Below are 25308 nucleotides of genomic sequence, written 5' to 3' on the forward strand. Positions count from 1 at the left end.
GGTGGAACTGGGGTCGGAATGCCGGGGTCGGAATGCTGGGGTCAGGTCCTTTGGGCACCCGGCTTCCTGCCGGGGGTCGAGGCGGCGGCTTGGGTGATGCGGTCCAGCAGGATACCGAGGAAGACGATGGCCAGGCCCGCCGCCAGGCCCTTCCCGAAGACCGAGCTCTGGACGAAGCCCGCGACCACGTCATAGCCCAGACCGCCGGCGCCGACCAGGGCGCCAATGACCACCATCGCCAGGACATACATCAGACCCTGGTTGGCGGCCAGCGCAAGCGTTTTCCGGGCCATCGGGAGCTGGACCTTGCTGATGACCTGCCACGGGGTGGAGCCGCTGGAAACGGCCGCCTCCACCACCGTGGGCGAAATGGCGGCGATGCCGTCCGCGGTGATCTTGATGGCCACCGGAGCGGCGTAAATGATGGCGGCCACGATGGCGGTGAAGCGGGTGGCCCCGAACAATCCGAGGAAGGGAACAAGATAGACAAATGCCGGCATGGTCTGGCCGGCGTCGAGCATCGGCCGCATGGCCGCATCTATCCGGCGAGACCGTCCCATCGCCACGCCGAAGACCACGCCCAGCAGCATCACAATCACGGTCGCCAGCAGGGTGCTGGCGAGCGTGACCATGGCATCGTTCCATAGGCCCAGGGAGACGATCACGGCCAGGCAAAAGGTGGTCACCGCTGCCAGCTTCCAGCCGCCAATGGCGTAGGCGGCAATGGCAATCACGACCACCAGGAGATAAAACGGCGTCTCGGTCAACAGCGATTGGAACGGGTTCAGGATGCCAACCGTCACCGACTCGCGAAAGGAGTGGGTCAGGAAGTACAGATTCGTCTGCAGCCAGCCGCTGGCGGCGGTGACGCCGTCGCTGATGGCCGCCCCCACGTTCAGGCGCGCAGGGAAGACGGCTGCCCACAGTACGGTGCGGGAAACCTGCACGATCCCGAGGGTCAGCAGCAGCGTGCCTGCGAGGACGATGTACCGGGCCCGCCCGGAGAGCCTTCTGGCCCGTCGGGCACTTGGCTCGGCCCGTTGGCTGGCCGCCGTGGTGACGCGGTCCAGTACGATGGCCATCAGGACGATGGCCAGCCCGGCGTTGACGGCAGTGCCCACGTCCAGGGACTGCAGGGCGACGACGACGACCTGACCCAGTCCCGGGGCGGCGATCAGGGCCGCGATGGTCACCATGGACAATGCGGCCATCGTGCTTTGGTTGATGCCCATCACAATAGTCCGGCGTGCCATCGGCAGCTGCACGGTGTGCAGCCGCTGCCAGCCGGTGGTGCCCAGCGAATCGGAGGCCTCCTTGGTGTTCTCGGGGATGCTGCGGATGCCGTGGGACGAAAGCCGGATGACCGGCGGAGCAGCATAGATCACGGTGGCGATGACCGCGGACGCGGGGCCGATCAGAAAGATCAGCGCCAGCGGGGCCAGGTACACAAACGTGGGCATCGTCTGCATGAAGTCCAGCACCGGCGTGAGGACCTTCTGCACCCGGTTGCTGGTCCCGGCCAGCACACCCAATGGAATGCCGACGATCAGTGTCAACAGCACGGCCGTGAGCACCAGGGCAAAGGTATAGGCCGCATCGACGAACAGTCCCTGGATTCCGAAGAACGTGAAGACGACGGCGGTCAGCAGCGCAACCCTGACGTTGCCGACGGCGAACGCGATCCAGGTCAGCACGGCGACGGTGCCCAGCCAACCCAGGACGGGGATGACTTCGCCGGTGGGGCTGGCCGCAAAGAGGGCCATGAAGAAGCCGGCGACCAGCCCGACGGCGCTGCGCAGGGGCGTGAGGATGTACATGAAGACGGGATTGCCGTCGCGGTTCTCCGCGATCCAGCCGTTGAACCGGTTAAGGCTCCGGTGCAGGTCCGTCAGCTCCGAGGCCGGCAGAGCCAGTGTGCCGGTTCCCCGCAGCAACAGGAAGCCGAGCAGCCACAGGACAGCGGCCGCCAGCAGCAGCCAAGTCCGGCGGCTGACCCGGCGGGCGCCCAGCGAGCCGCGGTCGGGCCGGGTGGCTGCGGCCGGGCGGTCCCGCAGTAGCGTAGCCATCAGACGACTGCTTCTTTGCTGGCTGCTTTTTTACCGGGTACTTCCTTATTGGGGACAGCCTCATTGTCGCGGCTGCCCGGGGCGGGGAAGGCAGCGCCGTGGTTGCCGGAAGTAGGGTTGCCGGAAGCCCGGCCGTCGGACGTATGGCTGCCGGAGCCGTGGATAACCGACAGGATGGAGTCGCGGTCTATCTGGCCCAGGATAGTTCCGTCGCCGTTGGACACCAGCACCGGAGAGATCGTGCTCATCACCACGGGAATGGCATCCCTGATCAACGTCCCCGCGGCCAGTACGGGACCATCATGGGCCGTGCTGGCCGCTACGGTTTTGGTGATCCATTTGAGCGTTAGGACGTCGGCCCGCGGTACCTCGGAGACGAAGTCAGCGATGTAGCTGTCTGCCGGGGAACCCACCAGTTCGTCACCGGAGCCCACCTGGACCATCTCGCCGTCGCGCATTATCAGGATCCGGTCACCGAGCTTGAGCGCCTCGGACAGGTCGTGGGTGACGAAGACCATGGTCTTTCCCATCTCCTTGTGCAACCGGATCACCTCGGCCTGCATATCGCGGCGGATCAGCGGATCCAAGGCGGAAAACGGTTCGTCAAAGAGGATGGTGTCCGGGTCTCCGGCCAAGGCCCGTCCCAGTCCGACGCGCTGCTGCATACCGCCGGAGAGCTGGTCGGGATAGTGCTGCTCGTAGCCGGTGAGCCCCACGAGGTCAATGATCTCCTGGGACTTGCTGTACCGCTCGTTTTTGGCCGTACCCCGGATCTGCAGGCCATAGGAGACGTTGTCCAGGACCGTGCGGTGCGGGAGCAGGCCGAAATGCTGGAACACCATGGAGATCTTGCGCCGGCGCAGCTCGCGCAGCTCCGAGGTGCCGGCCTGAAGCACATCCCTGCCGTCCACCAGTACCTGCCCCGATGTTGGTTCGATCAACCGGGTGAGGCAGCGGATCAGCGTTGACTTCCCCGACCCGGAAAGCCCCATCACCACGAACACCTCGCCCTTGGCGACGTCGAAATTCATGTTCCGCACGGCCGTCACGCAGCCGGTGCTTTCGAGCAGCTCGGCGGAGCTTTGTCCGGACAGCCCGGCATCACCGGGAACCTTTTCACCTCCGGAACCGAAGACTTTCCAGAGATTGCGGACCGAAATAACGGGGCTGTTCATCGCTGTTCTCCTGCCGTCGATGGGTCGAACCAATTGCCGGGACCCGGGTCGATGTTTTGCCAGATGTGCTTTGTTTCGCGGTACTCCGCGAGGCCGGCCACGCCCAGTTCCCGTCCGTTCCCCGATTGGCCGAAACCGCCCCACTCCGCCTGCGGAACGTAGGGGTGATAATCGTTGATCCACACCGTCCCGTGCCGCAGGGCGTTTGCCACCCGTTGGCCGCGGGCGCCATCCCGCGTCCAGACCGCGCCCGCGAGCCCGTAGATGGTGTCATTGGCCAGGCGGATGGCCTGCTGTTCGGTGCTGAAGGTCTCCACCGTCAGTACCGGGCCAAAGGACTCCTCCTGCACCACGCGCATGGTGCTGTGGCAGCCATCGAGAATGGTCGGCGGGTAGTAGCTTCCGCCGATCAGGCCCGGGTCGTCCGGAATGAATCCGCCGCAGAGCAAGCGGGCGCCTTCGGCCAGGCCGTCCTGAACATAGGAGTGCACCTTGGCCCGATGCGCGGTGGAAATCAGCGGACCGGTCTGGGCGTTGTCATCAAACGGCCCACCGAGCCGGATCAGCCGTGCCCGCCGGGTAACCTCGGCTACAAAATCGGCGTGGATCGACTCTTCGATGATGAGCCGCGCACCCGCGGAGCAGACCTGGCCCGAATGCAGGAAAACGGCCGTCAGCGCGTAGTCGACGGCGGCCTCCAGATCGGCGTCGGCGAACACGACGTTCGGGTTCTTGCCGCCGAGCTCGAGCGCCACGCGCTTCACCGTGGCGGCCGCGGCCGCCATCAGGAGTTTGCCCGTTGCCAGGCCGCCGGTGAATGAGATCATGTCCACCCGAGGATCGGTGCCCAGTACGGCGCCGACCACCGGTCCGGAGCCGGTCACCAGATTGGCCACACCGGCAGGAACTCCTGCCTCAGCAAGTGTCTCCATCAGCAGGATAGCGGTCGACGGCGTCAGCTCACTGGGTTTGAGCACGAACGTGTTCCCTGCCAGCAGGGCCGGTGCCACCTTCCAGGAGGTCTGCAGCAGCGGGTAGTTCCAGGGCGTGATCAGGCCGCAGACGCCGATGGGCGCATGGACAATCCTGCTGATGGCCCCAGGCTGGCCCGTGTCGATCACGCGGCCGGCGTCCGTGCCGGCGATGCCACCGTAGTACCGGAAGCAGGAAATGACATCGTCGATGTCGAATTCGGCTTCGGCATACCGCTTTCCGGTATCCAAGGCCTCCGCCCTGGCATAGGCAGACTTGTCGCGCTCGAGCAGATCCGCCGTACGCGCCAGGATCCGTCCGCGTTCCTTTTCGGGTGTCGCCGGCCAGCCGCCGTCGTCAAAGCTGTGCCGTGCACTGGCGATGGCTGCTTCGGCGTCGGCCGTGCTGCCCTCGGCCACGGTGGCGACTGGGGTGCCATCCGCGGGGCAGCTGATGAGCCGAACTCCGCCGCCAACGGATGGCAGCCACGCTCCGCCGGCATAGACGCCGCGGGCCAGCTGGACCCCGAGGTCCACGGACTGCGCCGCACTCATGATTTCGTCCCGCCGAGGGTGGCAGCCGTTTCCGCCGGTGCCGACTCCGCCGATGCTGTTTCCGCCGATGCTGTTTCCGCCGGTGCGGGTCCGGGCCCGGGGTGGCGGTAGAAATCTGCGGCCTGGGCCGGCAGCGGAGTCTTCTCAAGGATCAGGTCGGCCGCCTTCTCGGCGAGCATCATGACGGGTGCATAGATATTGCCGTTGGTCACATATGGCATCGCGGACGCATCGACCACCCGCAGGCCACCGGTGCCGTGCACCCGCATGGTCAGCGGATCCACGACCGCCATCGGGTCGGATGCCGGTCCCATTTTGGCGGTGCAGGAGGGGTGCAGGGCGGTCTCGGCGTCCCGCGCCACCCACTGAAGGATCTCGTCGTCGGTCTGCACCTTCGGTCCGGGGGAGAGCTCGCCGCCGTCAAACGCTCCCATTGCGGCCTGGCCCAGAATGTCCCGGGAAATGCGCACGGCCTCAACCCACTCGCGCCTGTCCTGGGCGGTGGAGAGGTAGTTGAACTTTAATGACGGGTGGCGGCGCGGATCCGCGGATTGGATTTTCACGCTGCCGCGGGAATCGGAATACATCGGTCCGATGTGCACCTGGTAGCCGTGTTTGGCGGCGGCTTTCTGCCCGTCGTAGCGCACCGCGACGGGCAGGAAGTGGAACATCAGGTTCGGGTAGGTGACGTCCTCGTTGGAGCGGACAAAACCGCCGCCCTCAAAGTGGTTGGTAGCGGCCGGTCCGGTGCGGCCCAGCAGCCACTGCAGACCAATGAACGGGTAGCGCCACAGGCTCAGACTCGGCTGCTGGGACACGGGCTGGGTACAGGCATGCTGGATGTAGACCTCTAAATGGTCCTGCAGGTTTTCGCCCACGCCGGGCAGGTCCGCCACGGACGCGATGCCCAGGCGCCGTAGGTGCGCAGCATCGCCCACGCCGGAAAGCTGCAGCAGCGCCGGCGTGTTGATGGCACCGCCGCACAGGATGATTTCCGCGCCGTGCACGGTGTGCCGCCGCCCGTTCCTGCGGTAGCTGACCGACGTGGCAACCGTGCCGGTGAAGTTGATTTTTGTGACGAAGGCGCGGGTGAGCACGCTGAGGTTGTCTCGGGTGCGGTTCGGGCGAAGATAGGCCCGCGATGCGGAGAGCCGCTGTCCTTTGTGCACATTGCGGTCAAAGGGGCCGAACCCTTCCTGCCGGTAGCCGTTGACATCATTGGTCCGGGGGTAGCCGGCCTGCCGGGCTGCTTGGAAGAAGGCCTGGAACAGCGGGTTCCGGGCCGGCCCGCGTTCGAGCACCAGTGGCCCGTCGTGTCCGCGCAGCTCGTCGTCCCCGGCCGCCGCCAGGGCGTTCTCCATCTTCTTGAAATAGGGCAGGCAGTGCGCGTAATTCCAGCTCTCCATCCCGGGATCCGCGGCCCAGCGCTCGTAGTCCAAAGGATTGCCGCGCTGGAAGATCATGCCGTTGATCGAGCTTGACCCGCCCAGCACCTTCCCCCGCGCATGGGCGACCCTCCGGCCGGCCATGCGCGGTTCCGGGTCTGATTGGTAGCGCCAGTCATAGAACCGGTTTCCGCTGGGGAAGGTAAGCGCCGCCGGCATTTGGATGAACAGGTCCCAGGGGTAGTCACTGCGACCGGCCTCCAGGACCAGGACCGTTCGGGTGCCATCGGCGCTGAGCCGGTCGGCCAGCACCGAACCGGCGCTGCCGCCGCCGACAATCACATAGTCATAGCTCACACCGTCATGCTTCACAGCGTTGTCTTTAACACTGTCGTAGCTCTTGTCCGTCATGATGCGGGTCTCCTCGTACGGGGTGGAAATAATCGGGCCGGATGTGGTGATGTGCGGAACCGGTTGCTCGGTTGCTCGGTTGCTCGGTGGCCGTGTCAGCCGCGGAGGCGTTCCATGCCCGGGTCCACCAGTGGTTCGGCGGTGACCGTAGCCCGGATCCGGCGGCCGAAGTATTCGATCTCGACCGCGTCCCCGACGGCGGTCGCAGCGGGCAGCCACGCATAGGCAATCGGTTTGCCGATGGAGTAGCCGTAGGCGGCACTGGTGACATACCCGACTGGTTCGCCGTGGACATACACCGGTTCCTTGCCCAGCACGATCGACGTGCCGTCGTCGACGGTCAGGCAGCGCAGCTCCTGGGCTGCGGGTTTTTCGCGGCGGCGCGCCAGTGCCGCCGCGCCGACAAAATCGACGGCCTTGCCGCCGTCGTCCTCTCCGGTTTTGGCTTTGCTGACGGAGAAGCCAAGACCGGACTGGTACGGGTCGTGCTCGGGAGTGACGTCGGTGCCCCAGAGCCGGTAGCCCTTTTCCAGCCGCAGGCTGTTGAAGGCTCCGCGGCCGGCCGCGATGATGCCATGCTCCTGCCCCGCTTCGAAGAGCACGTCCCAGAGCCGGAGCCCGTTTTCCGCCGTCGTGTACAGCTCCCAGCCCAGCTCGCCAACGTAGGAGAGCCGCATCGCGGTCACCGGGACGCCGCCGATGCGCACGTGTTTGGTGCGGAAGTAACGCAGCGCGTCGTTGCTGAAGTCGTCCGTGCTGACCTTCGACATCACCGCCCGCGCCAGCGGCCCCCACAGCCCGATACAGCAGGTGGAGCCGGTGCTGTCCCGGACCTGGACCCACTGGGCCACGTCCGCGGCGGTCTGTTTCCGGGCCTCGGTGCTGAAATAGTCGAGGTCGATGTTGCCGTTTACGCCGACTTGGAAGGTGTCCTCGTCGAGCCGGGCGATCGTGATGTCGCTGCGGATGCCGCCGTCGCCGGCCAGCAGCAGGCAGTAGGTCACAGCTCCCGGTTTCTTGGCGATCTGGCCGGTGCTCAGCCGCTGCAGCAGCGCCAGCGCCCCGGGCCCCGAAATGACCAGGCGTTTAAGCGGGGTCATATCGTAAAGGGCGACGGCGGTGCGCGTCTTCCACGCTTCGGCGGCGGAAATGGGGGAGGAGAATTGGGCGGCCCATGGCTCGCGCTCGGGCGGCTGCCATTCGACCGGCAGCTCGGCGAGCAGACCGCGGTTGGCCTCGAACCAGTGCGGACGCTCCCAGCCGGCGGATTCCAGGCAGAAGGCCCCGAGTTCCTTCTGCCGGACGTTGAACGGGCTCACCCTCAATTCCCGGGGGGAGACCCGGGGCTGCAACGGGTGCAGGATGTCGTAGATCTCCACGAAGTTCTGCTGCGAGGTTTCACTGACGTAGCTTTCGGCCGTCTGCACCTCCTCGAAGCGCGAGACCTCGCATTCGTGCAGCGGGGTACGGGATTGGCCTTCGACCAGCAGTTCCGCCACGGCCCGTGCCACACCTGCCGAATGGGTGACCCAGACGGCCTCGGCCAGGTAGAAGCCCTCCACCTGCGCGCAGGCTCCCACCAGCGGGCCGCCGTCGGGAGTGAACGAGAAGATGCCGTTGAAGCCGTCGGCGATCGCCCCCCCCTGCAGGGCCGGCAGCAGCGCCTGGCTGTCCTCCCAGGACGGCAGGAAATCCGTTTCGGTGAAGTCCAGCCGCGAGGGCATGTGGTGTTCATTCATCTCGGCCGGGGCGACGCGCGGGAGCTGGTCCAGATCCGCTGGCATGGGACGGTGGGCGTAGGAACCGATGCCGATCCGGTCGCCGTGTTCGCGGTAATAGAGGTCCTTGTCCTGATACCGCAGGATCGGCAGCTGTGCGCCGGGCAGCTCGTTCCTGCCCGCCAGCGCCGGCAGCGACGTCGTCCTCACGTATTGGTGGGCCAGCGGCAGCAGCGGCACGGCCATGCCGACCATGGCCCCGATCTTCGGTCCCCAAAAGCCGGCGCAGGACACGACGATGTCGGCGGGAATCACCGCATCCGGGGTGCGGACGCCGGTGACCTTGCCGCCGCGTTGCTCAATGGCAAGGACGGGTGTTGAACCGACGAAGGTGACCCCCGCGGCGGTGGCCCGCTCGATCAGCAGGCGGACGGCCCGCGCCGCGGAGGCCAGCCCGTCGGTGGGCACATAGAGCCCGCCCAGGACCTGGTCCCGGCCAAGGAGCGGATAGTGTTTTTCGCATTCGTCAGCATCGATGACCCGCGCCTCGATGCCCCAGGAGGTCGCATAGCCAAGTTTGCGGTGCAGCTCGGCCAGCCTGGCCTCGGTGGTCGCCAGCTCAAGACCGCCCACCTGGTTGAAGCAGCTCATACCGTCAGCGCGCAGCGAGAGCAGCTTCTCCACCGTGTAGCCGGCAAACGCGCTCATGGTCTTGGACGCAGTTGTCTGGAAGACCAGTCCCGGTGCATGCGAGCTGGAGCCGCCCGCGAGGTGCAGGGGACCCTGTTCGACGACGGTTGTATTGGTCCAGCCGCGGCTGGCCAGCTCATCGGCCAGGTTCGCTCCGACAATGCCGGCGCCGATAATCACGACGCGGGGTGATGTGGTCATTGAATAATCTCCAAGGGGCTTAGGCTGCGCAAGGGCAGGAGTGGTTGCGGGGCAAGCGGGGCGGCGCGGGAGGGGTTGAGGGGCGGCCGGCTCTGACCGGCTAGCGGAAGACGACGGTGCGGGTTTTGTTGAGCAGCACGCGGTGCGAGGTGTGCCATTCCACCGCGCGGGAAAGTGCCAGGGCTTCGGCGTCGCGGCCGACGGCAACCATCGATTCCGGATCCAGGCAGTGGTCCACCCGGATGACTTCCTGCTCGATGATCGGGCCCTCGTCAAGGTCCGCGGTGACATAGTGCGCGGTTGCGCCTACCAGCTTCACCCCGCGTTCGTAGGCCTGATGGTACGGTTTGGCCCCCTTGAATCCCGGCAGGAATGAGTGGTGGATGTTGATCGCCCGGCCCGCCAGCTCCCCGCAGAGCTGGTCCGAGAGGACCTGCATGTAACGCGCCAGAACCACCAGATCGATCCGGTAATCCGCAATGACTTCCAGCAGCCGGTGCTCTGCGGCGGACTTCGTCTGTGCCATCACGGGAATATGGATGAAGGGCAGGCCTGCGGCCTCGGCCATCGGGCGGAGATCCTCATGGTTGGAAACGACCGCCACAATGTCCGCACTCAGGCAGCCGGAGCGCCAGCGGTAGATAAGGTCATTGAGGCAGTGCCCGAATTTGGAGACCATGACCAGCAGCCGCTCCCTGCGCCCGTCGCTGATCTGGTACGTCATGGAGAACTTTTCCGCGGTCGGTGCGAAGCGTTGGGTGAGATCTGACGCGGTCAGGGCCGACGCCGTCATCCCCAAGGCGGTCATCCCCGGGTCGGCCTTGTCCCCCTGCAGCGCCTCATAACGGAAGGCTGTGCGCAGGAACAGGGTGCCGGAGACATGGTCATCCAGCTGCTGGTGTTCGACGATGTCGAAACCACCCTCGGCCAGGAAACTCGTCACGGCATGCACGATGCCCGGCCGCTCCGGGCAGCTCAGGGTCAGGACGTGGATCGGGGAGCCAACGGCTGCCCCGGACTCTGCCGGTGCTTCCTGCATCAGGACCTGCGCTCTAGTCATGATCAACTCCCAAAATACGTTCTCGACATACGTTCCGGACGGGCAAAGCGTTGCTGGCGGGCGGGGGCAGGGGTATCAGCCGTGGCCGTGGAGGCTCAATCCCGGCGGCAGGTTTGGCACCTCACCGGACTCTGCGACCATGATGTTCCCGTCAATCACCGACACGGTATGAACACGGACAGGCAACTTGGCCGGAGGAGCGTCTGCGGTACCGGTACGCAGATTGAAGCGGGACGCGTGCAGCGGACACTCGACCTCGCAGCCTTCCACCCAGCCGTCGGCCAAGGAAGCATCCTGATGCGTGCACGTGTCATCGATGGCAAAAAGTTCTCCATCCTCCGTGTGGAAGACGGCAATGGGCGGGGTCGTCTCCAGTCGCACGGCATCGCCGGGGGCAAGAGCGCTGAGTGGACATGCTGTATGCATGGGCGAACCTCTGTTTCCTATGGAATTCTTTGAGCTATCCGTGCAAACCACACCCTGCAGGTCATCTCGCCAGGGTCGACCGTTTCGCATTCTGCAACTTAACTCGCATTACGGAACATCGTGATTCATCTCACACCGCTTGTCAAGGGGGTCAGGCCATTCGGATGGACCCCTTGACAACGCATATTCCAACACCCATTCTGTTTCACATGACGATGTTGGTTGCGCAGCGCGCAATATCGGACGTCTCCAGACATTTTCTTCCCTGAGCCACGTTTTCTTCCCTAAGGAGGGACGGCACATGACCACTATCGCTGTTGTGGGAGCCTCGCTGGCGGGCATCTCCGCTGCACGGGCCCTCAGTGCGCAGGGATACCGCGGCCGCCTCGTGATCATCGGGGACGAAGGCCGGCGGCCCTATGACCGGCCGCCGCTGTCCAAGAACTTTCTCGCCGGACGGATCACTGCCGCGGACCTGGCGCTGGAATCGGACGATGAGCAGCTGGAAGCCGAATGGCTGCTTGGTGTCGCGGCAACCGGGCTGGACACGCGGCGACGCGTAATCTCCTGCAGTGACGGCCGCACAGTCGCCTATGACTCGGCCATTATTGCCACCGGCTCACGGGCACGGGTGCTGCCGGCTGCCGCGGGATTCGGGAATGTCCACACCCTGCGGACCCTTGAGGATGCGCAGCGTCTGAAGGAGCAGCTTGTCCCGGGCCGCCGCCTCGTGGTGGTCGGTGCCGGGTTCGTCGGAGCCGAGGTCGCTGCGACGGCCAGAGGCATCGGGATGGACGTCACCTTGATCGGGTCCGGGTCGTTCCCCCTCAGCGGTCCGCTCGGCATGCAAATGGGCGCCCTGATCGGCCGGCTGCACGAGGACAACGGTGTCAAACTGATCAGCAGCGCCCGGGTTGCGTCCTTTGTTTGTGAAGACGCGACGGCCGGGAACGGCAGGACGGCCAGCGCCGTCCGGCTGGCCGACGGACGCACGGTGCCGGCCGACGTCGTCGTGCTCGGCTTGGGCTCGGTGCCGAATACCGATTGGCTCACAGGTTCCGGGTTGGATCTAACTGACGGGATCCGGTGCGATGCGGCCGGCTGGACCGGTGTCCGCGGCGTCTTTGCCGTGGGCGACTGCGCCGCCTGGTTTGACGACCGATCGGGAGCTTACGAGCGGGACGAACATTGGACCGGAGCCATGGAGCGGGCCGGCCGCGCCGTGGCTGCACTGCTGGCGGATGCCGCCGCGGCTCATGATGCACCGACCGATACTGGGCCTGGCGCGCTGGATCTGCCGTACTTCTGGTCCGACCAATACGGTGCGAGGCTCCAGTTCGCCGGCAGCGCGAGCGACGCCGACAGCGTGGAAATTGAAGCCGGCGACCCTGCCGAACATAATTTCCTGGCTGTCTATTACCGTGCCGGGGAAGCGGTCGCCATTTTGGGCATGAATCAGCCCCGACTATTCACCAGATGGCGTAAGGCCCTCACCGGTGATACCCCGAATAAACGCGTGCCGCCCGGTAGGGAAACCGGAGCGACGTCGCTGAGCCCGGTCTGCTAGCCGTCCGCCACTGCTGTTGCCCTCCCGCCACCGCTTTTGTCCACCACCGCTGTTGAGGAGTAAAAGAATGACCTCCGAAGTAATTTCTCCGTCCCTGATCCCCACACTACCGGGACACACCTACGTGGACGAGGACATCTTCCGCGCGGAGCAGGAACAGATCTTTGAGAAGATGTGGTTTTGCGCCGTGCTGTCCGCTGACCTGGCCAAACCGGGATCCTACAAGACGGTGCAGGTCGGCCGCGAAAGCGTGCTCATCAACCGCACGCGCAAGGGCGAGGTGCGTGCATTTTTCAACATCTGCCGGCACCGCGGCGTGAAGCTGTGCATGGAGGAAGCAGGTGTTGCAGGCCGGTCCTTCCAATGCCCGTACCACGCCTGGACGTACGACTTCGAGGGCAAGCTCATTGCCGCGCCGAACCTGACAAAGATGCCGGACATTGACCGCCAGGAGTACGGGCTGGCGAAGATCGCGGTGCGGGAATTCATGGGCTACGTCTGGGTCTGCCTGGCGGACGAACCGCCGTCCTTCGAGCATGACGTCATGGGCGCCATCGAGGAACGCCTCGGTGATTTGAAAGCGATCGAGGGGTACGACATTGCCCACCTGAGCCTGGGCCGGCGCATTCGTTATGACGTAAAGGCCAACTGGAAGCTCATCATAGAGAACTTCATGGAGTGCTACCACTGTGCCACCATCCACCCCGAGCTGACCGAAGTCCTGCCCGAGTTTGCCGACGGACTCGCGGCGCAGTACTTTGTGGGGCACGGCGCGGAGTTCGGTGAAGACATCAAGGGCTTTACCGTGGACGGTTCCGAAGGCCTGGAGCGGATTACCGGGATCGACGACGACCAGGACCGCCGCTATTACGCCATCACGATCAAGCCTACGGTTTTTGTTAACCTGGTGCCGGATCATGTCATCATCCACCGAATGTTCCCGTTGGCTGCCGATCACACAATTGTCGAGTGTGACTGGCTGTACCTGCCCAGCGTGGTGGAAAGCGGCCAAGACCTCACCGCTTCCGTCGAGCTGTTCGACCGCGTCAACCGGCAGGATTTTGACGCCTGCGAGCGCTGCCAGCCGTCCATGGGATCGCGCATCTATGCCAAGGGCGGTGTTCTGGTGCCGAGCGAACATCACATCGCTGCTTTCCACGACTGGGTCACCAGCAGGATCAGCGGCGAGGATGTCCCATCTTCTCGCTGATCAACTGTCCGGTCTCCTTGAGCTCAGCAAGGAGGCCGGGGGCTTTTTTGGGGTCAAACCGGAACGCAGGTCCGGAGATGCTCACGGCGGCGATGGCGATGCCGCGGTGGTCCCGCACCGGCACGGCGACGGCGTTCAGTCCGATCTCCAGCTCGGAATAAGAGGTCGCGTACCCGTCCGCAGCAGCCGCTATGAGCTGCTTTTCCAAGGCCGGACGGGACGTGACGGTACTGGCCGTCAGGGCAGGGAGCCCGGTTTCCTTCAGGATGCGTCCACGTTCGGCGGTGTCCAGGCAGGCCAGCAGCATCTTGCCGCTGGAGGTCGCGTGCACCGGCGTCAGGCTGCCCACCCAGTCGGACGTGGCCAGCGTCGACGGGCCCATGGCCTGATCGACATTGACGGCAAAATTCGAGCGCAGCACGGCCAGATTAACGGTTTCCTGGAATTTTTCGGCCAGCGCGCGCAGGAAGGGGCGGGCCTCGGCGCCTACGTTCAGCCGCCCGGGGATGGAACTGGCCAGGCGCAGGATGCCGAAGCCCAGCTGGTATTTGCCGCGTTCGTGGTCCTGCTGGGCCATGTCCCGCGCGTCCAGGGCGCTCAGGAGACGGGAGGCCGTCGATTTGTGGACCCCCATTTCTTCCGCGATTTCACTGACGCCGGCGCCGCCGGTGCGTGCCAGGATTTCCAGTACGGTGATGGCCCGGTCCACTGACTGCACCCCGCCCCGGGAGGAACCATCCAAATCGGTCACGGCTTCGGGTACTGCAGCGGGGGATCTGTCGACAACCATAGGATCATGCTCCCAGACTTGGCGCCGGGATGACACGCGTCGGTCAGGATGTTGAGATTGCATGGTTTTCTCCCATGGTGGAATGCCTGTTCCGGCGGTGGCATTCGATGCCACCGGGTGCCCGGGAAATGCGCTGCCCGTATACGGTTGGGCGGGGTTTAGCCGGTAATCGGATGCGGCCGCCGGAACTGGTGGTTCCGGCGGCCGCAGGGTGAGAGGTGCCGCTGCCTGGCGCTACGGGGTGGTGGTCTCGTCGAACTTCGGCAGGTTGTTCAGGTATGCAATGACATTGGAGAGCGGCTCGACGTCGCCGAACTTGGAGTCGATGTCGAACAGGTTCCAGGCCACGGTACCGGCGACGCGGTCGCCGACGGCTTCGCGGACGACGATCGGGCGGAACCCCTCGGCGATGGCATCCTCGACGGTGTGGCGGACACACCCGGCGGCGGTGACGCCGGTGACGATGATGGTGTCGATCCGGTTGGCGGTCAGGAATTGCTGCAGGTTGGTGCCGGGGAAGGCGCTGGCACGCTTCTTGGTGATGACCAGCTCGCCCGGTTCCGGGGCGATGCGGCTGTCAATCTTGACTGCCTCAGATCCTTCTTCCAGCAGCTCCAGCGGAATCTTGTTGACCCACAGGCCCATGTCGGAGGGCTTGGAGCGGTCCACGATGTCATAGGCGGTGGTGGTGTAGATGACCGGAATGCCCTTGGCGCGGGCGGCCTCGTTGAGGTCCTGGCAGGCCGGGATGATGGTGTCCATGTTCTCGCAGCTGAACGCATGGCCCTCGCGGGTCCAGGCGTTGGCCATGTCGATGTGCACGATGGCGGGACGATTACCGTACCCGACGCGACGCTTGAAGCCAAGCTCATGGTACTGCTCGGTGCCTGCGGCGAAGGCCTTGGCGAGCAGTTCGTTCAGCTGGGCGTTAAGGTCCTGGCTCATGGGGTGACTCCTTTGAATCGGATTTGTATGACGGGGGACTAACCTGCAAAAGCAGAAGCTGAGAGTGAGTTACATCTCTTGGCTGTTGCTGTATTACAAATATAGTTGCTGAGTCAGCAACAGACAAGAGGTTTGCGGTTAAATGTTTTTGGGCCCGAGCTGCGGAAGGCTGCGGCCCGCATATCGCGGACCGCAGCCATCGTGGTCGGGTTGGCGTCGGTGGATCTAGTCGCTGCGCACCTGGCGCGGATCCACGTTGCGGGCCCCCAGCAGCAGTATTCCGGCGGCCAGAATGGGCAGGCACCCCCAGTAGAAGGCAGCCGCCGTCCACGACAGTCCGTTGGTCAGGGACACGGTAATGAGCAGACCGGCAAAGATGGCGCCGACCTGCCCGGCGGCGTTGATGATGGAGCCTCCGGTGGCGCGGGTATGCACCGGAAAGCTCTCGCCGTTGAAGAACAGCAGGGCCGAGAACGGGCCGATCAGGAAGAAAAGACCCGCGCTGTAGAGCGTGATGATCAACGCGAAACCCCCGTTGGGCGCCAGCAGCATCGCGCTGAAGGACACGGACGAGAGAATCCAGCCGATGGAAATGGCGTTGCGCCTACCCAGCCGGTCGCCCAGCCAGCCGTGGAAGAGATACCCGGCGAAGGCGGTTGCGTTGGAGATGATTAAAATCCCCAAGGCACTGTCGAACGCTAGGTTCTTGCCGCTGGCCGCGGTCAGCACCGACGTTCCGAGGATCGCGAACGCCAGCACGCCAAACCAGCTAAGCATGAAGGCGAAGCCGATCACCAGTGTTGACCGCAGCGACTCACCTTTAAAGGCCGAGGCCAGCGGGCTGGCCTTGTCTGAAAGGTCCACGCCGACACTGTGGGCGAGCGCCAGTGCCTCCTCGGTCCGTCCTGCGGCCAACAATTTCTCTGCGCCAGCGCGGGCGGTGAACTGCGGGCTCTCCTTCAGCCACCTGCCGGCAATCACGATAAAGATGGCGGGCACCGCCGCGACAATGAAGCATAGCGCCCACCCGCCGATCGGAAACAGGACATAAATCGAGCCGGCCGCCAGCACGGAGCCAACAGGCCAGCCGGACTGCACGAGCGAGTAGATAAAGCCGCGCCGGCGCGCCTTGGCCGGATCGGAATACACATGAGCGAACATTTCGCTCAGATAGGCCGCATTGATGGCCTGCTCCGCGTAGCCCAAGCCGGCCACGGAACGGACCACAATGAGCAGCACAAGGCCGACGCCGGCCACCAGTCCGATGACCAGTCCCGCGACCGCCGTCAGAATGGACGCGACCGCGGCTCCGACCACGGCAATGAGGATGCCCTTTCGCCGACCGATCTTGTCCACGAGCGGACCGACGGCGAACGCCACGAGGGCAGTGCCGGCCGTCACCCAGGTGTTGATTTCCGTGGACTGGGAGGCAGCCCAGCCCAAATCGTGGGCAAGTTTGGGCAAGAGGTTGCCGAAGAGGACGAAGTCATAGACGGCGAAAGTCCAGGCAAAGAAGCAGATCCAGGTTGCGATGCGCACATCCCTGGTGGTGACGGGGGTTGGAGCGGATACTACCGAGTTGACGGTGGTTCCGATGGGTGTTTCCATTGACTTTCCTTATCTACTGGGGTCAGGTCCGAGGCGTGCGAAGCGGAACCTGACCGGTGGAGGGTAAAACGAAGGCGGCCGCGGGCCGGATGCTGCTGCATCCGCCCCACGGCCGCCGGGTTTCCGACCGATCCCGCTTAGACGATGACCGCTGCAGCGGTACGCAGCTCTGCCGTACGCAGCTGTGCGGTGCGCCGATCGTCAACCGTCATGGCCGTGACGTTGATGGCGACACCGTAGTCCCTTTCCGCGAGTTCCACGGTGGTGAACTCGTCCAGAACATCGGAGAGCACCTTCTGCGGATCGCGTTTGAGCGGATCGCCGTACCCGCCGGAGCTGGGGACGGTGATCTGCAGCGAGTCCCCGGCCTTGAGGTGGCGGGCCGTGACCTTGGACGGCCAGTTTTCCTCGCCGTCGCGGTTGACGTTCTTCACCAGTGAACCGTTGAGTCCCGGGTAACCGCCGAAGATGCCCCACGGTTCATCGGATTCGTGGCGCTCGCCCTCGCAGGTGACCACGGTGTCCGTCAGGAAGGTGTTTTCCCGCACGATTCCTATCCCGCCGCGGAATTCTCCCGGCGCGGCGGCCTCGCTGCGCAGCTCGTAGCGGTCGGTGCGCATCGGGAACCGCCATTCCAGTTCCTCGATCGGGTTGTTGCGCGTATTGGCGATCAGGTTGTCCACCGAGTCGAGCCCGTCGCTGTCCGGTCGTCCACCGTAGGAGCCCTCGTTGACCTCCAGGTAAACCCAGTACTCCTTGGCTGCTTCGCTCCAGCCCGAGTAGGAAAGGAAGTGGATGTGGGCGGAGTTACCCGCGGTGATCTTCTCCGGCAGGACCGGTGAAAGCGCCCGCAGCGCAAGATCCACGACGCGCTGGACCTGCGCGAAACGGGCAATGCAGGCTGCCGGATAGTTCGGGTTGAAGATCGTCCCCTTGGGCGCGATCACCTTGATGGGCTTGAGCATCCCCTCGTTCTGCGGAACGAAGACCGAGTGCGACACCTCATCCAGGAAAATCATCCGGGTGATGAACGCAAAGGCGGAAACCGTGGTGCCTTCGAACGGACAGTTATAGCCCGTCTCCACCTGCGGGCTCGAACCCGTCAGATCATAGGTGATCTGATCGCCCTCGATGATGACCTTGACCTGGATCGGCAGCTTCTTGCCGTAGTTCTTGCCGTCATCGTCCAGGTAGCCGACCTCGGTCTCGTAGACTCCGTCCGGCACCTTGGCGATCTCGGCCCGCAGCATCGCCTCGGAGTAGTTGATCCACTGCTCACCGGCCCGCTTGACCGCTTCCTTCCCATACCGGTTGGTGACATCCAGGAATCGGCTGGTGGCCAGCTCACAGGCGGCGATCATGGCTTCCAGATCACCGGCATTGTGGGTTGGCGTACGGGTGTTCGCAAGAATGTGCTTGAGCAGCGCTTCCTGACGGACGCCCTTTTCGGCGATTTTGACGGCCCGGAAAATCTGCCCCTCGGCCTTGTTGTCCACCAGGTCCACGGCCAGGCCCGGGTAGGCACCGCCGATGTCCAGCAGCTGGCCGGAGGCCCCGGCAAAACCAATCCGTTCGCCCTCAAAGAAGATCGGCATCACGATCGCCACATCGGGGGAGTGCGTGGCCCCCAGATATGGATCATTGTGCAGGATGATGTCACCTTCGTGGATGTCATCGCCCAGCACGCTCATCACGCCGCGGACAATTTTGGGCATCGCACCCATAAACATCGGTGTCGAGTCGGACTCGGCCAGCACATGGCCGTCGGCATCGAAGATGCCCGCACCCAGGTCCTCCGACTCGCGGATGATGGAGGAATAGGACATCCGGAACAGCACCGAAGCCATCTCCTTGGCCATCGAATTAAAGGCACCCCCGATGACGCGCATCAGAATCGGCGTGGCCAGTTCGCTGCCGGCGCCCTCCTGGTCTTTCTTCGGGCAGGCGATGACAATGTTGCCGTGGTTGTCGATGGTGGCGCTGAACGCCGGCGGCACCACGACCGTGGAGTCATATTGCTCGATCACACACGGGCCATCCAGGCGCTGGCCCGCGCCGAGCAGTTCCCGGTCGTAGAACGGCGTAGAAAAGAATCCGGGCTTCCCGGCGGCGTCAAAGACGACATCCTGGGTGTCCAGCAGCGCCCGGTCGAGCCCGCCGGAGGCCCGGCCCAGGATCGGGGCGGGCAGCTCGTCCATGATCCCGATGCCCTCAACACGGATGTTGACGATTTCCACCCGGCCGGTGGCGAAACGGTGTCCGTATTCGGTCTCGTGCGCCTGATGGAAGCGCTCCACCAGCTCCTCGAGCCAGGCCTCTGTGATGTCCCCCTCGGGGACTTCGAAGCGGACCTCGTAACCCTGGCCCTCATAGCGGCCGTCCGCCAGCCGGCGCAGCACCCGGCGGTCCGCCGGGATCCCATCGGCGGTCAATTGCGTGACGGCGTCGAGGGACAGAGAAGCGTACCGGGATTCAAGTCCTGCCCTATCCACATCCGGCAGGGTGTACCGGGCGGTGGCAACGTATTCGTACTTCTGATCCGTGGCGACCAGGCCCGTGGCGGCGATAATGCCGGGATGCGCGGGGATCAGGACGGTGGGAATGTCCAGCTCGGCCGCGATTTCACAGGCGAACAGGGCTCCGGCCCCGCCACCTCCGACCAGGGTGAAGTCCCGGGGGTCGTAGCCCCGGCGGACGGAGTTGAGCTCAATGGCCTGGCTCATGCCGAATTTCTGGATCTGCAGGGCGCCCAGCGCCGCTTCCTCCACGGTCATGCCCAGCTGGTCCGCCACCGTGGACATCGCGGTCCGGGCCAGATCCACGTTCATCTGCATTTCGCCACCGGCAAGGTTGCGCTTGGCGCGCAGCCGGCCCAACACCACCTGCGCGTCGGTTGACGTGGGCTTCGTACCGCCATGGCCGTAGCAGGCCGGACCAGGCCGGGCGCCCGCGGAAGCGGGGCCGACCCGGAAGATGCCGCCGTCGTCGACGAAGGCAATCGAACCGCCGCCGGCGCCGATGGTGTCGATATCCACCATGGGGACCATCGCCTGATAATCACCGACCTTGGTGTCCAACAGATGACGCATCCGCAGTTCGCCGCCGGGTGCAACGCCGATGTCCGCCGAGGTGCCGCCGATATCCAGCGTCACGACATTGTCGAAGCCGGCCTGCTTGCCCGCCCAGATACCTCCAATAAGGCCGCCCACGGGACCGGACATCAGCAGGTTGACCGGACGCTCACCGGCAACGTCGATTGGGGTCATACCGCCGGAGGACTGCATCAGCAGTACGTCACGGGTGTAGCCCAGCTCCTTGACCTGGGCGGAAAGCCTGGCCAGGTAGCGGGAGACCTTCGGCCCCACGTAGGCGTTCAGCGCCGTGGTGGAGAACCGTTCAAATTCACGGTAAAGCGGGACAACCTCGCTGGAGATGGAGAGGAACGCCTCGGGAAATTCGTTCTGAATGATTTGTTTGATCCGCTGTTCATGCATCGGGTTCAGGTAAGAGTGCAGCAGACACACCGCGATCGACTCGACGCCGGCATCGCGCAGCTCGCGCACCCGGACGCGCACCTCGTCCTCGTCCAAGGGGACCAGGATCCCGCCATCTGGAACCGTGATCCGCTCCTTCACGGTGAGACGGTGGCGACGCTTCACCAGCGGAGAGCTCTGCCAGGGCAGTTCCTGCTGCAGGGAAAAGTTGAAGGGTTTCTTGTGCCGGGCGATGTGCAGGATGTCACGGAAACCCTCCGTGGTAATCATGCCCACCTCCGCGCCGGTGTGCGTCAGGGCAATATTCGTCGCCACCGTTGTGCCGTGGACCAACTCGTCCACCTGGGACAGTTCGATGCCGGCCTTGGCTGTCAGCAGGGTTAGGCCATGCAGGACGGCCCGCGACGGGTCGTCGGGCGTTGACGGGACCTTTTCAATGACCACCCGGCCTGTTTCGTCATCCGACAGATAGAAATCCGTGAATGTACCGCCAACGTCTACTCCGATGCGCTTCATATTGTTGCCTTTCAGGTTCTGAATGAGAACTGTCTGCTGTGGAACGGTCTGCTCCGGAACTGGCTGGAGTTGCTCTCTGGGGGGGGTGCTGTCATCGGGAGGATCACGCGTGTCACTTGTGCAGTGGCGGTGGGACCCGGCGACCAAAAAGTGATGTAATTCACAGTACGTTGCTGTAAGTTCAATATAGTTGCTATCTAAGCAACGCCACAAGGGGTATTCGAAGATATTTTCCGGCCGTCCCGTTCTATGATGGGGAATCACGGTGATTTCACCGCGGACCGGCCGCCGGGTGCGGGTGTACGTGAGGATGGAACGATGGCAGGAAGGCCACGGCAGAGCGATGAGCTGCCTCAAGGGGCTGCCGCTTCTCTGCTTAACGGGCTGGGCGTGCTCGAGGCGTTTTCCATCGAGAAGCCGGTGCTCGGGGTAACGGAAATAGCGCAGAAAGTGAACCTGCACAAAAGTACCGTCTCCCGAATCCTGACGGGGCTGGCCACCGCAGGATATGTGGAGCGCGATGAGGAAACGGGGCGATTTCGTCTGGGGCTGGGATTGATCGGGCTCTCCGGGCCGCTGCTGGCCGAACTCGATGTCCGTCGGGCCGCGCACGCCGAGCTTGAAAGGCTGACCGAACTGACCGGGGAAACGAGTGCGCTGGCCGTCTGGAACGGCACCGAGGCCGTGGTGGTGGAACAGATTCCCAGCCCGCACCAGGTCAAGCACACCGCGCCCATCGGAACACGATACAACCTGTATGAAAGTTCCTCGGTGCGGACTTTCCTGGCAGAACTGCCGTTTGCGACCGCGCAGGGGATGCTGGATCAGGGGCTGATTACCCATTCGCTGGAATCCGGGCTCGGTAGCGACTACCTGCAGCATCTGACAGAGGTGAAAAAGCAGGGCTACGCCGTCAATGACGGGTATACCACCTTCGAAGAAGTCGGCATTTCGGCGGTGGTCCGCGACTATCGGGGCGTCGTGGTTGGCTGCATCACGACCTCGGCACCACGATCCCGAACGGGACAGGAGCGGATTTCCCTGCTGGCGGGCCTTGTCCTGGCTGCCGCCCGGACCGTCTCCACCCGTCTGGGCGGCAGGCTGGCGGGCTGACCGCGCGGGTGGGTTCCCGCCCGGCGGGGCTTACAGCACGCTGCGGATGGTCTTTTCAAAACTGGCCACGTGCTCCAGTGCCAGTTCGGCGGCCAAGGTGGCGTCGCCGTCGGCTATCGCTTCCAGCAGCCGGACGTGTTCGGTGATGTGGCCGCTGACCGAGGGCACCTTATCCAGCACCAGGCACCAGATGCGGGTGGCCAGATTGTCGTATCTGATCAGGGCGTCCTCCAGATGCGGGTTGGCGGCTGCCTTGTAGATCAGCCGGTGCACGGTGAGGTCATAGCCCATCAGCTCACGTTGGTCGGTGGGGCGGGTATCCAGCGTGCCGATGGTCCGCGCCACGGCGCGCAGCTCCTCGCGCAGGTCCGGGGTCGCCCGCAGCGCGGCCCGCTGGGCTGCGAGGGGCTCGAGCAGCTGCCGGATCTCCGAGACGTCAGCGAGTTCGGTGATATCCACGACGGTGGCAAACGTGCCGCGACGAGGGTACGAGACCACCAGGTGGTCGATTTCCAGTTTTTTCAGCGCCTCGCGGACCGGCGTGCGCCCCACCCTCAGTTCGCCGGCCAGCTGCGCGTCATTGAGCGGCTCGCCCGGCCTGATCTCCAGCATGATGAGTTTGTCCCGGATCCTCCGGTAAGCGGATTCCGCCAAGGAGAGTTCTTCGGCTTCGGCTGGCGGCATTTCCGGTAAGGCGTTCACGTACGCTCCTGACTGGGTCGGCCGCAGCCCCCTTGACTATCTGTGAGATCGATCATAGCATTCAACCAGCACTGATATATCAGTAGATGCAAATCTAATATTTCACCGCATGGCTTTATTTCAAAGGAGAAACCGATGGCAGACCTGCTCACCGATCCATTGTCCGAAGTCGACGCCGAAGTCGACCGGGCCATTTCCCTCGAGCTGCTCCGCCAGCAGTCCACTCTGGAGATGATCGCATCCGAAAACTTCGCTCCGGCGGCAGTCATGGCCGCGCAGGGATCGGTCCTGACGAACAAATACGCCGAAGGGTATCCCGGCAAGCGCTACTACGGCGGCTGCGAGCACGTGGACGTCATCGAGCAGCTGGCCATTGACCGGGTCAAGGCCCTCTTTGGTGCGGAAGCGGCAAATGTCCAGCCGCATTCCGGCGCGCAGGCCAACGCGGCGGCAATGGCTGCTCTGCTGTCTCCGGGGGACACCATCATGGGCCTGGATCTGGCCCATGGCGGCCACCTCACCCATGGGATGCGGCTCAATTTCTCCGGAAAACTCTACAACGTGGTTCCGTACCATGTGCGCAAGACGGACCTGCTGGTGGACATGGTGGAGGTGGAGGCGCTGGCGCTCGAGCACCGTCCGCAGCTGATTGTGGCTGGCTGGTCCGCCTACTCCCGCCAGCTGGATTTTGCCGAATTCCGCCGGATTGCCGATCTGGTGGGCGCCTACCTGATGGTGGACATGGCACATTTCGCCGGACTGGTGGCCGCGGGCCTGCACCCGAATCCGGTACCCTACGCTGACGTAGTCACGACGACGACGCACAAAACCTTGGGCGGCCCCCGCGGCGGCGTGATCCTCAGCAAGCAGACACTGGCCAAGAAGATCAACAGCGCCGTCTTCCCCGGTCAGCAGGGCGGACCGCTGGAGCATGTGATTGCTGCCAAGGCGGTGGCCTTCAAGCTCGCCGCAGGTGCGGAATTTGCGGACCGCCAACGGCGTACGCTGGAGGGCGCCGGGATTCTGGCCGAGCGTTTACTGGCCGAGGACGTCGCGGCCGCCGGGATCTCGGTGGTCACCGGTGGCACGGATGTCCATTTGGTCCTGGTGGATCTGCGGCACTCCGAGCTGGACGGGCAGCAGGGTGAAGACCGTCTGCATCGGATCGGCATCACGGTTAACCGCAATGCCGTCCCCTTCGACCCGCGGCCGCCGATGATTTCCTCCGGGCTGCGGATCGGCACCCCTGCACTGGCAACCCGCGGGTTCGGCGCTGCAGACTTCACCGAGGTGGCGGACATCATTGCCGCGGCGCTGCTCCCCGAATTCGGTGCCGACGACGAAGCCGCCCTAAGTGCCCGCGTTGCCGCACTGGCTGCCCGGCACCCGCTTTACCCCCATCTGGAGAACGGCGGCGGCTCATCCGCCGTAGCATCCACAGCAGATCTGATCGGAGCCGGAGCATGATAACTGAACATCTCCCCGAACACCCGGACTTCCTCTGGCGCAACCCGGACCCCAAAAAGTCCTATGACGCCGTCATCGTCGGCGGCGGTGGCCATGGCTTGGCCACCGCGTACTTTCTGGCCAAAAACCACGGCATGACGAATATCGCCGTGCTGGAAAAGGGCTGGCTGGCCGGCGGGAACATGGCCCGCAACACCACGATCATCCGGTCGAATTATCTGTGGGATGAAAGCGCGGCGATCTACGAGCACTCGCTGAAACTGTGGGAAATCCTGCCCGAGGAACTGGAGTACGACTTCCTCTTCAGCCAGCGCGGCGTAATGAACCTGGCCCACACCCTCGGTGACGTCCGCGAAAGCATTCGCCGGGTCGGAGCGAACAAACTCAACGGCGTCGACGCGGAATGGCTGGATCCGCAGCAGGTCAAGGAGCTGTGTCCGATCCTGAACATCAGCGACAACATCCGCTACCCGGTGATGGGGGCGACCTACCAGCCGCGGGCCGGCATCGCCAAGCATGACCATGTGGCCTGGGCATTTGCCCGCAAGTGCGACGAAATGGGGGTCGATATCATCCAGAACTGCGAGGTTACCGGCTTCCTCAAGGATGGCAACAAGGTGGTCGGCGTGAAGACCAACCGCGGCACGATCAACACCGAAAAAGTCGGGCTGTGCGCGGCCGGACACAGCTCGGTGCTGGCGGAAATGGCGGGCTTCCGGCTGCCGATCCAATCGCACCCTCTGCAGGCGCTGGTCTCCGAACTTCATGAGCAGGTCCATCCCACGGTGGTCATGTCCAACCATGTCCATGTCTATGTTTCCCAGGCGCATAAGGGGGAGCTGGTGATGGGTGCCGGGGTGGATTCCTACAACGGTTACGGCCAGCGCGGTTCCTTCCACGTGATCGAGGAACAGATGGCTGCCGCCGTCGAGCTGTTCCCGATCTTTGCCCGTGCCCACGTACTGCGCACCTGGGGCGGCATCGTCGACACCACCTTGGATGCCTCGCCCATTGTCGGTCTTTCCCCGGTGGAGAACATGTATGTGAACTGCGGCTGGGGAACCGGCGGGTTCAAGGGGACCCCCGGGGCCGGGTTGACCTTCGCCCACACCATTGCCACCGGCGCGCCGCACCCCCTGAACGCGCCGTTCTCGCTGGAGCGTTTCGAGACCGGCGCCCTGATCGACGAGCACGGCGCCGCTGCCGTGGCTCACTAGACGAAGCAAGGAGCACACCCC

General features: G+C 64.3%; 17 protein-coding genes. 5 read left to right on the forward strand and 12 right to left on the reverse strand.

Annotated elements, in window-relative coordinates:
- Window positions 1–41: 41 nt before the first annotated feature.
- The 7 genes from ACLLJI_RS03280 to ACLLJI_RS03310 all read right to left on the reverse strand — a co-directional run bounded on the left by ACLLJI_RS03280 (window position 42) and on the right by ACLLJI_RS03310 (window position 10658).
- Window positions 42–2066, reverse strand: coding sequence for an ABC transporter permease (locus tag ACLLJI_RS03280; protein ID WP_434617886.1), 2025 nt, complete (start codon window positions 2064–2066; stop codon window positions 42–44).
- Window positions 2066–3241, reverse strand: coding sequence for a quaternary amine ABC transporter ATP-binding protein (locus tag ACLLJI_RS03285; protein ID WP_434617889.1), 1176 nt, complete (start codon window positions 3239–3241; stop codon window positions 2066–2068). Before ACLLJI_RS03285 ends, ACLLJI_RS03280 begins: the two co-directional genes overlap by 1 nt.
- A complete protein-coding gene (locus tag ACLLJI_RS03290; RefSeq protein ID WP_434617892.1) occupies window positions 3238–4767 on the reverse strand; it encodes an aldehyde dehydrogenase family protein in 1530 nt (509 codons plus the stop codon). The genes ACLLJI_RS03285 and ACLLJI_RS03290 overlap by 4 nt, the downstream gene beginning before the upstream one ends.
- A complete protein-coding gene (gene betA / locus ACLLJI_RS03295; RefSeq protein WP_434617895.1) occupies window positions 4764–6563 on the reverse strand; it encodes a choline dehydrogenase in 1800 nt (599 codons plus the stop codon). Before betA ends, ACLLJI_RS03290 begins: the two co-directional genes overlap by 4 nt.
- 95 nt (window positions 6564–6658) lie before the next feature.
- Entirely contained in the window at window positions 6659–9172 is a 2514-nt protein-coding gene (locus ACLLJI_RS03300; protein WP_434617898.1) for a GcvT family protein, read from the reverse strand.
- 100 nt (window positions 9173–9272) lie between these two features.
- A complete protein-coding gene (purU, locus tag ACLLJI_RS03305; RefSeq protein WP_434621140.1) occupies window positions 9273–10211 on the reverse strand; it encodes a formyltetrahydrofolate deformylase in 939 nt (312 codons plus the stop codon).
- Window positions 10212–10307: 96 nt separating this feature from the next.
- A complete protein-coding gene (locus ACLLJI_RS03310; RefSeq protein WP_434617901.1) occupies window positions 10308–10658 on the reverse strand; it encodes a bifunctional 3-phenylpropionate/cinnamic acid dioxygenase ferredoxin subunit in 351 nt (116 codons plus the stop codon).
- Between the two features lie 301 nt (window positions 10659–10959).
- Between ACLLJI_RS03310 and ACLLJI_RS03315 the strand changes: the two genes are divergently transcribed.
- Entirely contained in the window at window positions 10960–12225 is a 1266-nt protein-coding gene (locus ACLLJI_RS03315; RefSeq protein WP_434617904.1) for an NAD(P)/FAD-dependent oxidoreductase, read from the forward strand.
- A 67-nt stretch (window positions 12226–12292) separates the two neighbouring features.
- Window positions 12293–13435, forward strand: coding sequence for an aromatic ring-hydroxylating oxygenase subunit alpha (locus ACLLJI_RS03320; RefSeq protein WP_434617907.1), 1143 nt, complete (start codon window positions 12293–12295; stop codon window positions 13433–13435).
- Here the strand turns inward: ACLLJI_RS03320 and ACLLJI_RS03325 are convergent.
- From ACLLJI_RS03325 to ACLLJI_RS03340, 4 genes are all read right to left on the reverse strand, one after another.
- Window positions 13404–14225 carry an IclR family transcriptional regulator gene (locus tag ACLLJI_RS03325; RefSeq protein WP_434617910.1) on the reverse strand — a complete coding sequence of 274 codons (822 nt, stop codon included), beginning with the start codon at window positions 14223–14225 and terminating at the stop codon, window positions 13404–13406. The two genes, ACLLJI_RS03320 and ACLLJI_RS03325, sit on opposite strands and share 32 nt — an antisense overlap.
- A 234-nt stretch (window positions 14226–14459) precedes the next feature.
- Window positions 14460–15170: an isochorismatase family protein gene (locus ACLLJI_RS03330; protein WP_434617913.1), complete on the reverse strand. Its 711-nt coding sequence runs from the start codon at window positions 15168–15170 to the stop codon at window positions 14460–14462.
- Window positions 15171–15395: 225 nt separating this feature from the next.
- Window positions 15396–16778, reverse strand: a complete 1383-nt coding sequence (locus ACLLJI_RS03335; RefSeq protein ID WP_283558513.1) for an MFS transporter — start codon at window positions 16776–16778, stop codon at window positions 15396–15398.
- Window positions 16779–16915: 137 nt separating this feature from the next.
- Window positions 16916–20788, reverse strand: coding sequence for a hydantoinase B/oxoprolinase family protein (locus ACLLJI_RS03340; RefSeq protein WP_434617917.1), 3873 nt, complete (start codon window positions 20786–20788; stop codon window positions 16916–16918).
- Window positions 20789–21106: 318 nt separating this feature from the next.
- Here ACLLJI_RS03340 and ACLLJI_RS03345 point away from each other — a divergent pair, with 318 nt between their 5' ends.
- The gene (locus tag ACLLJI_RS03345) at window positions 21107–21901 is read left to right on the forward strand and encodes an IclR family transcriptional regulator (RefSeq protein ID WP_283558515.1); all 795 of its coding nucleotides are present in this window, start codon (window positions 21107–21109) and stop codon (window positions 21899–21901) included.
- 30 nt (window positions 21902–21931) lie between these two features.
- Here ACLLJI_RS03345 and ACLLJI_RS03350 read toward each other — a convergent pair whose 3' ends face one another.
- Complete coding sequence (locus ACLLJI_RS03350; protein WP_434617920.1) at window positions 21932–22603, reverse strand: GntR family transcriptional regulator; 672 nt, start codon at window positions 22601–22603, stop codon at window positions 21932–21934.
- A gap of 135 nt (window positions 22604–22738) precedes the next feature.
- Between ACLLJI_RS03350 and glyA the strand changes: the two genes are divergently transcribed.
- Window positions 22739–24070, forward strand: coding sequence for a serine hydroxymethyltransferase (gene glyA, locus ACLLJI_RS03355; RefSeq protein ID WP_434617923.1), 1332 nt, complete (start codon window positions 22739–22741; stop codon window positions 24068–24070).
- The gene (locus tag ACLLJI_RS03360) at window positions 24067–25287 is read left to right on the forward strand and encodes a sarcosine oxidase subunit beta family protein (RefSeq protein ID WP_283558517.1); all 1221 of its coding nucleotides are present in this window, start codon (window positions 24067–24069) and stop codon (window positions 25285–25287) included. Before glyA ends, ACLLJI_RS03360 begins: the two co-directional genes overlap by 4 nt.
- Window positions 25288–25308 lie beyond the last annotated feature (21 nt).

It is taken from the genome of Arthrobacter sp. A5, assembly GCF_051131705.1.
In the GTDB taxonomy this organism is placed as follows: Bacteria; Actinomycetota; Actinomycetes; order Actinomycetales; family Micrococcaceae; genus Arthrobacter_M.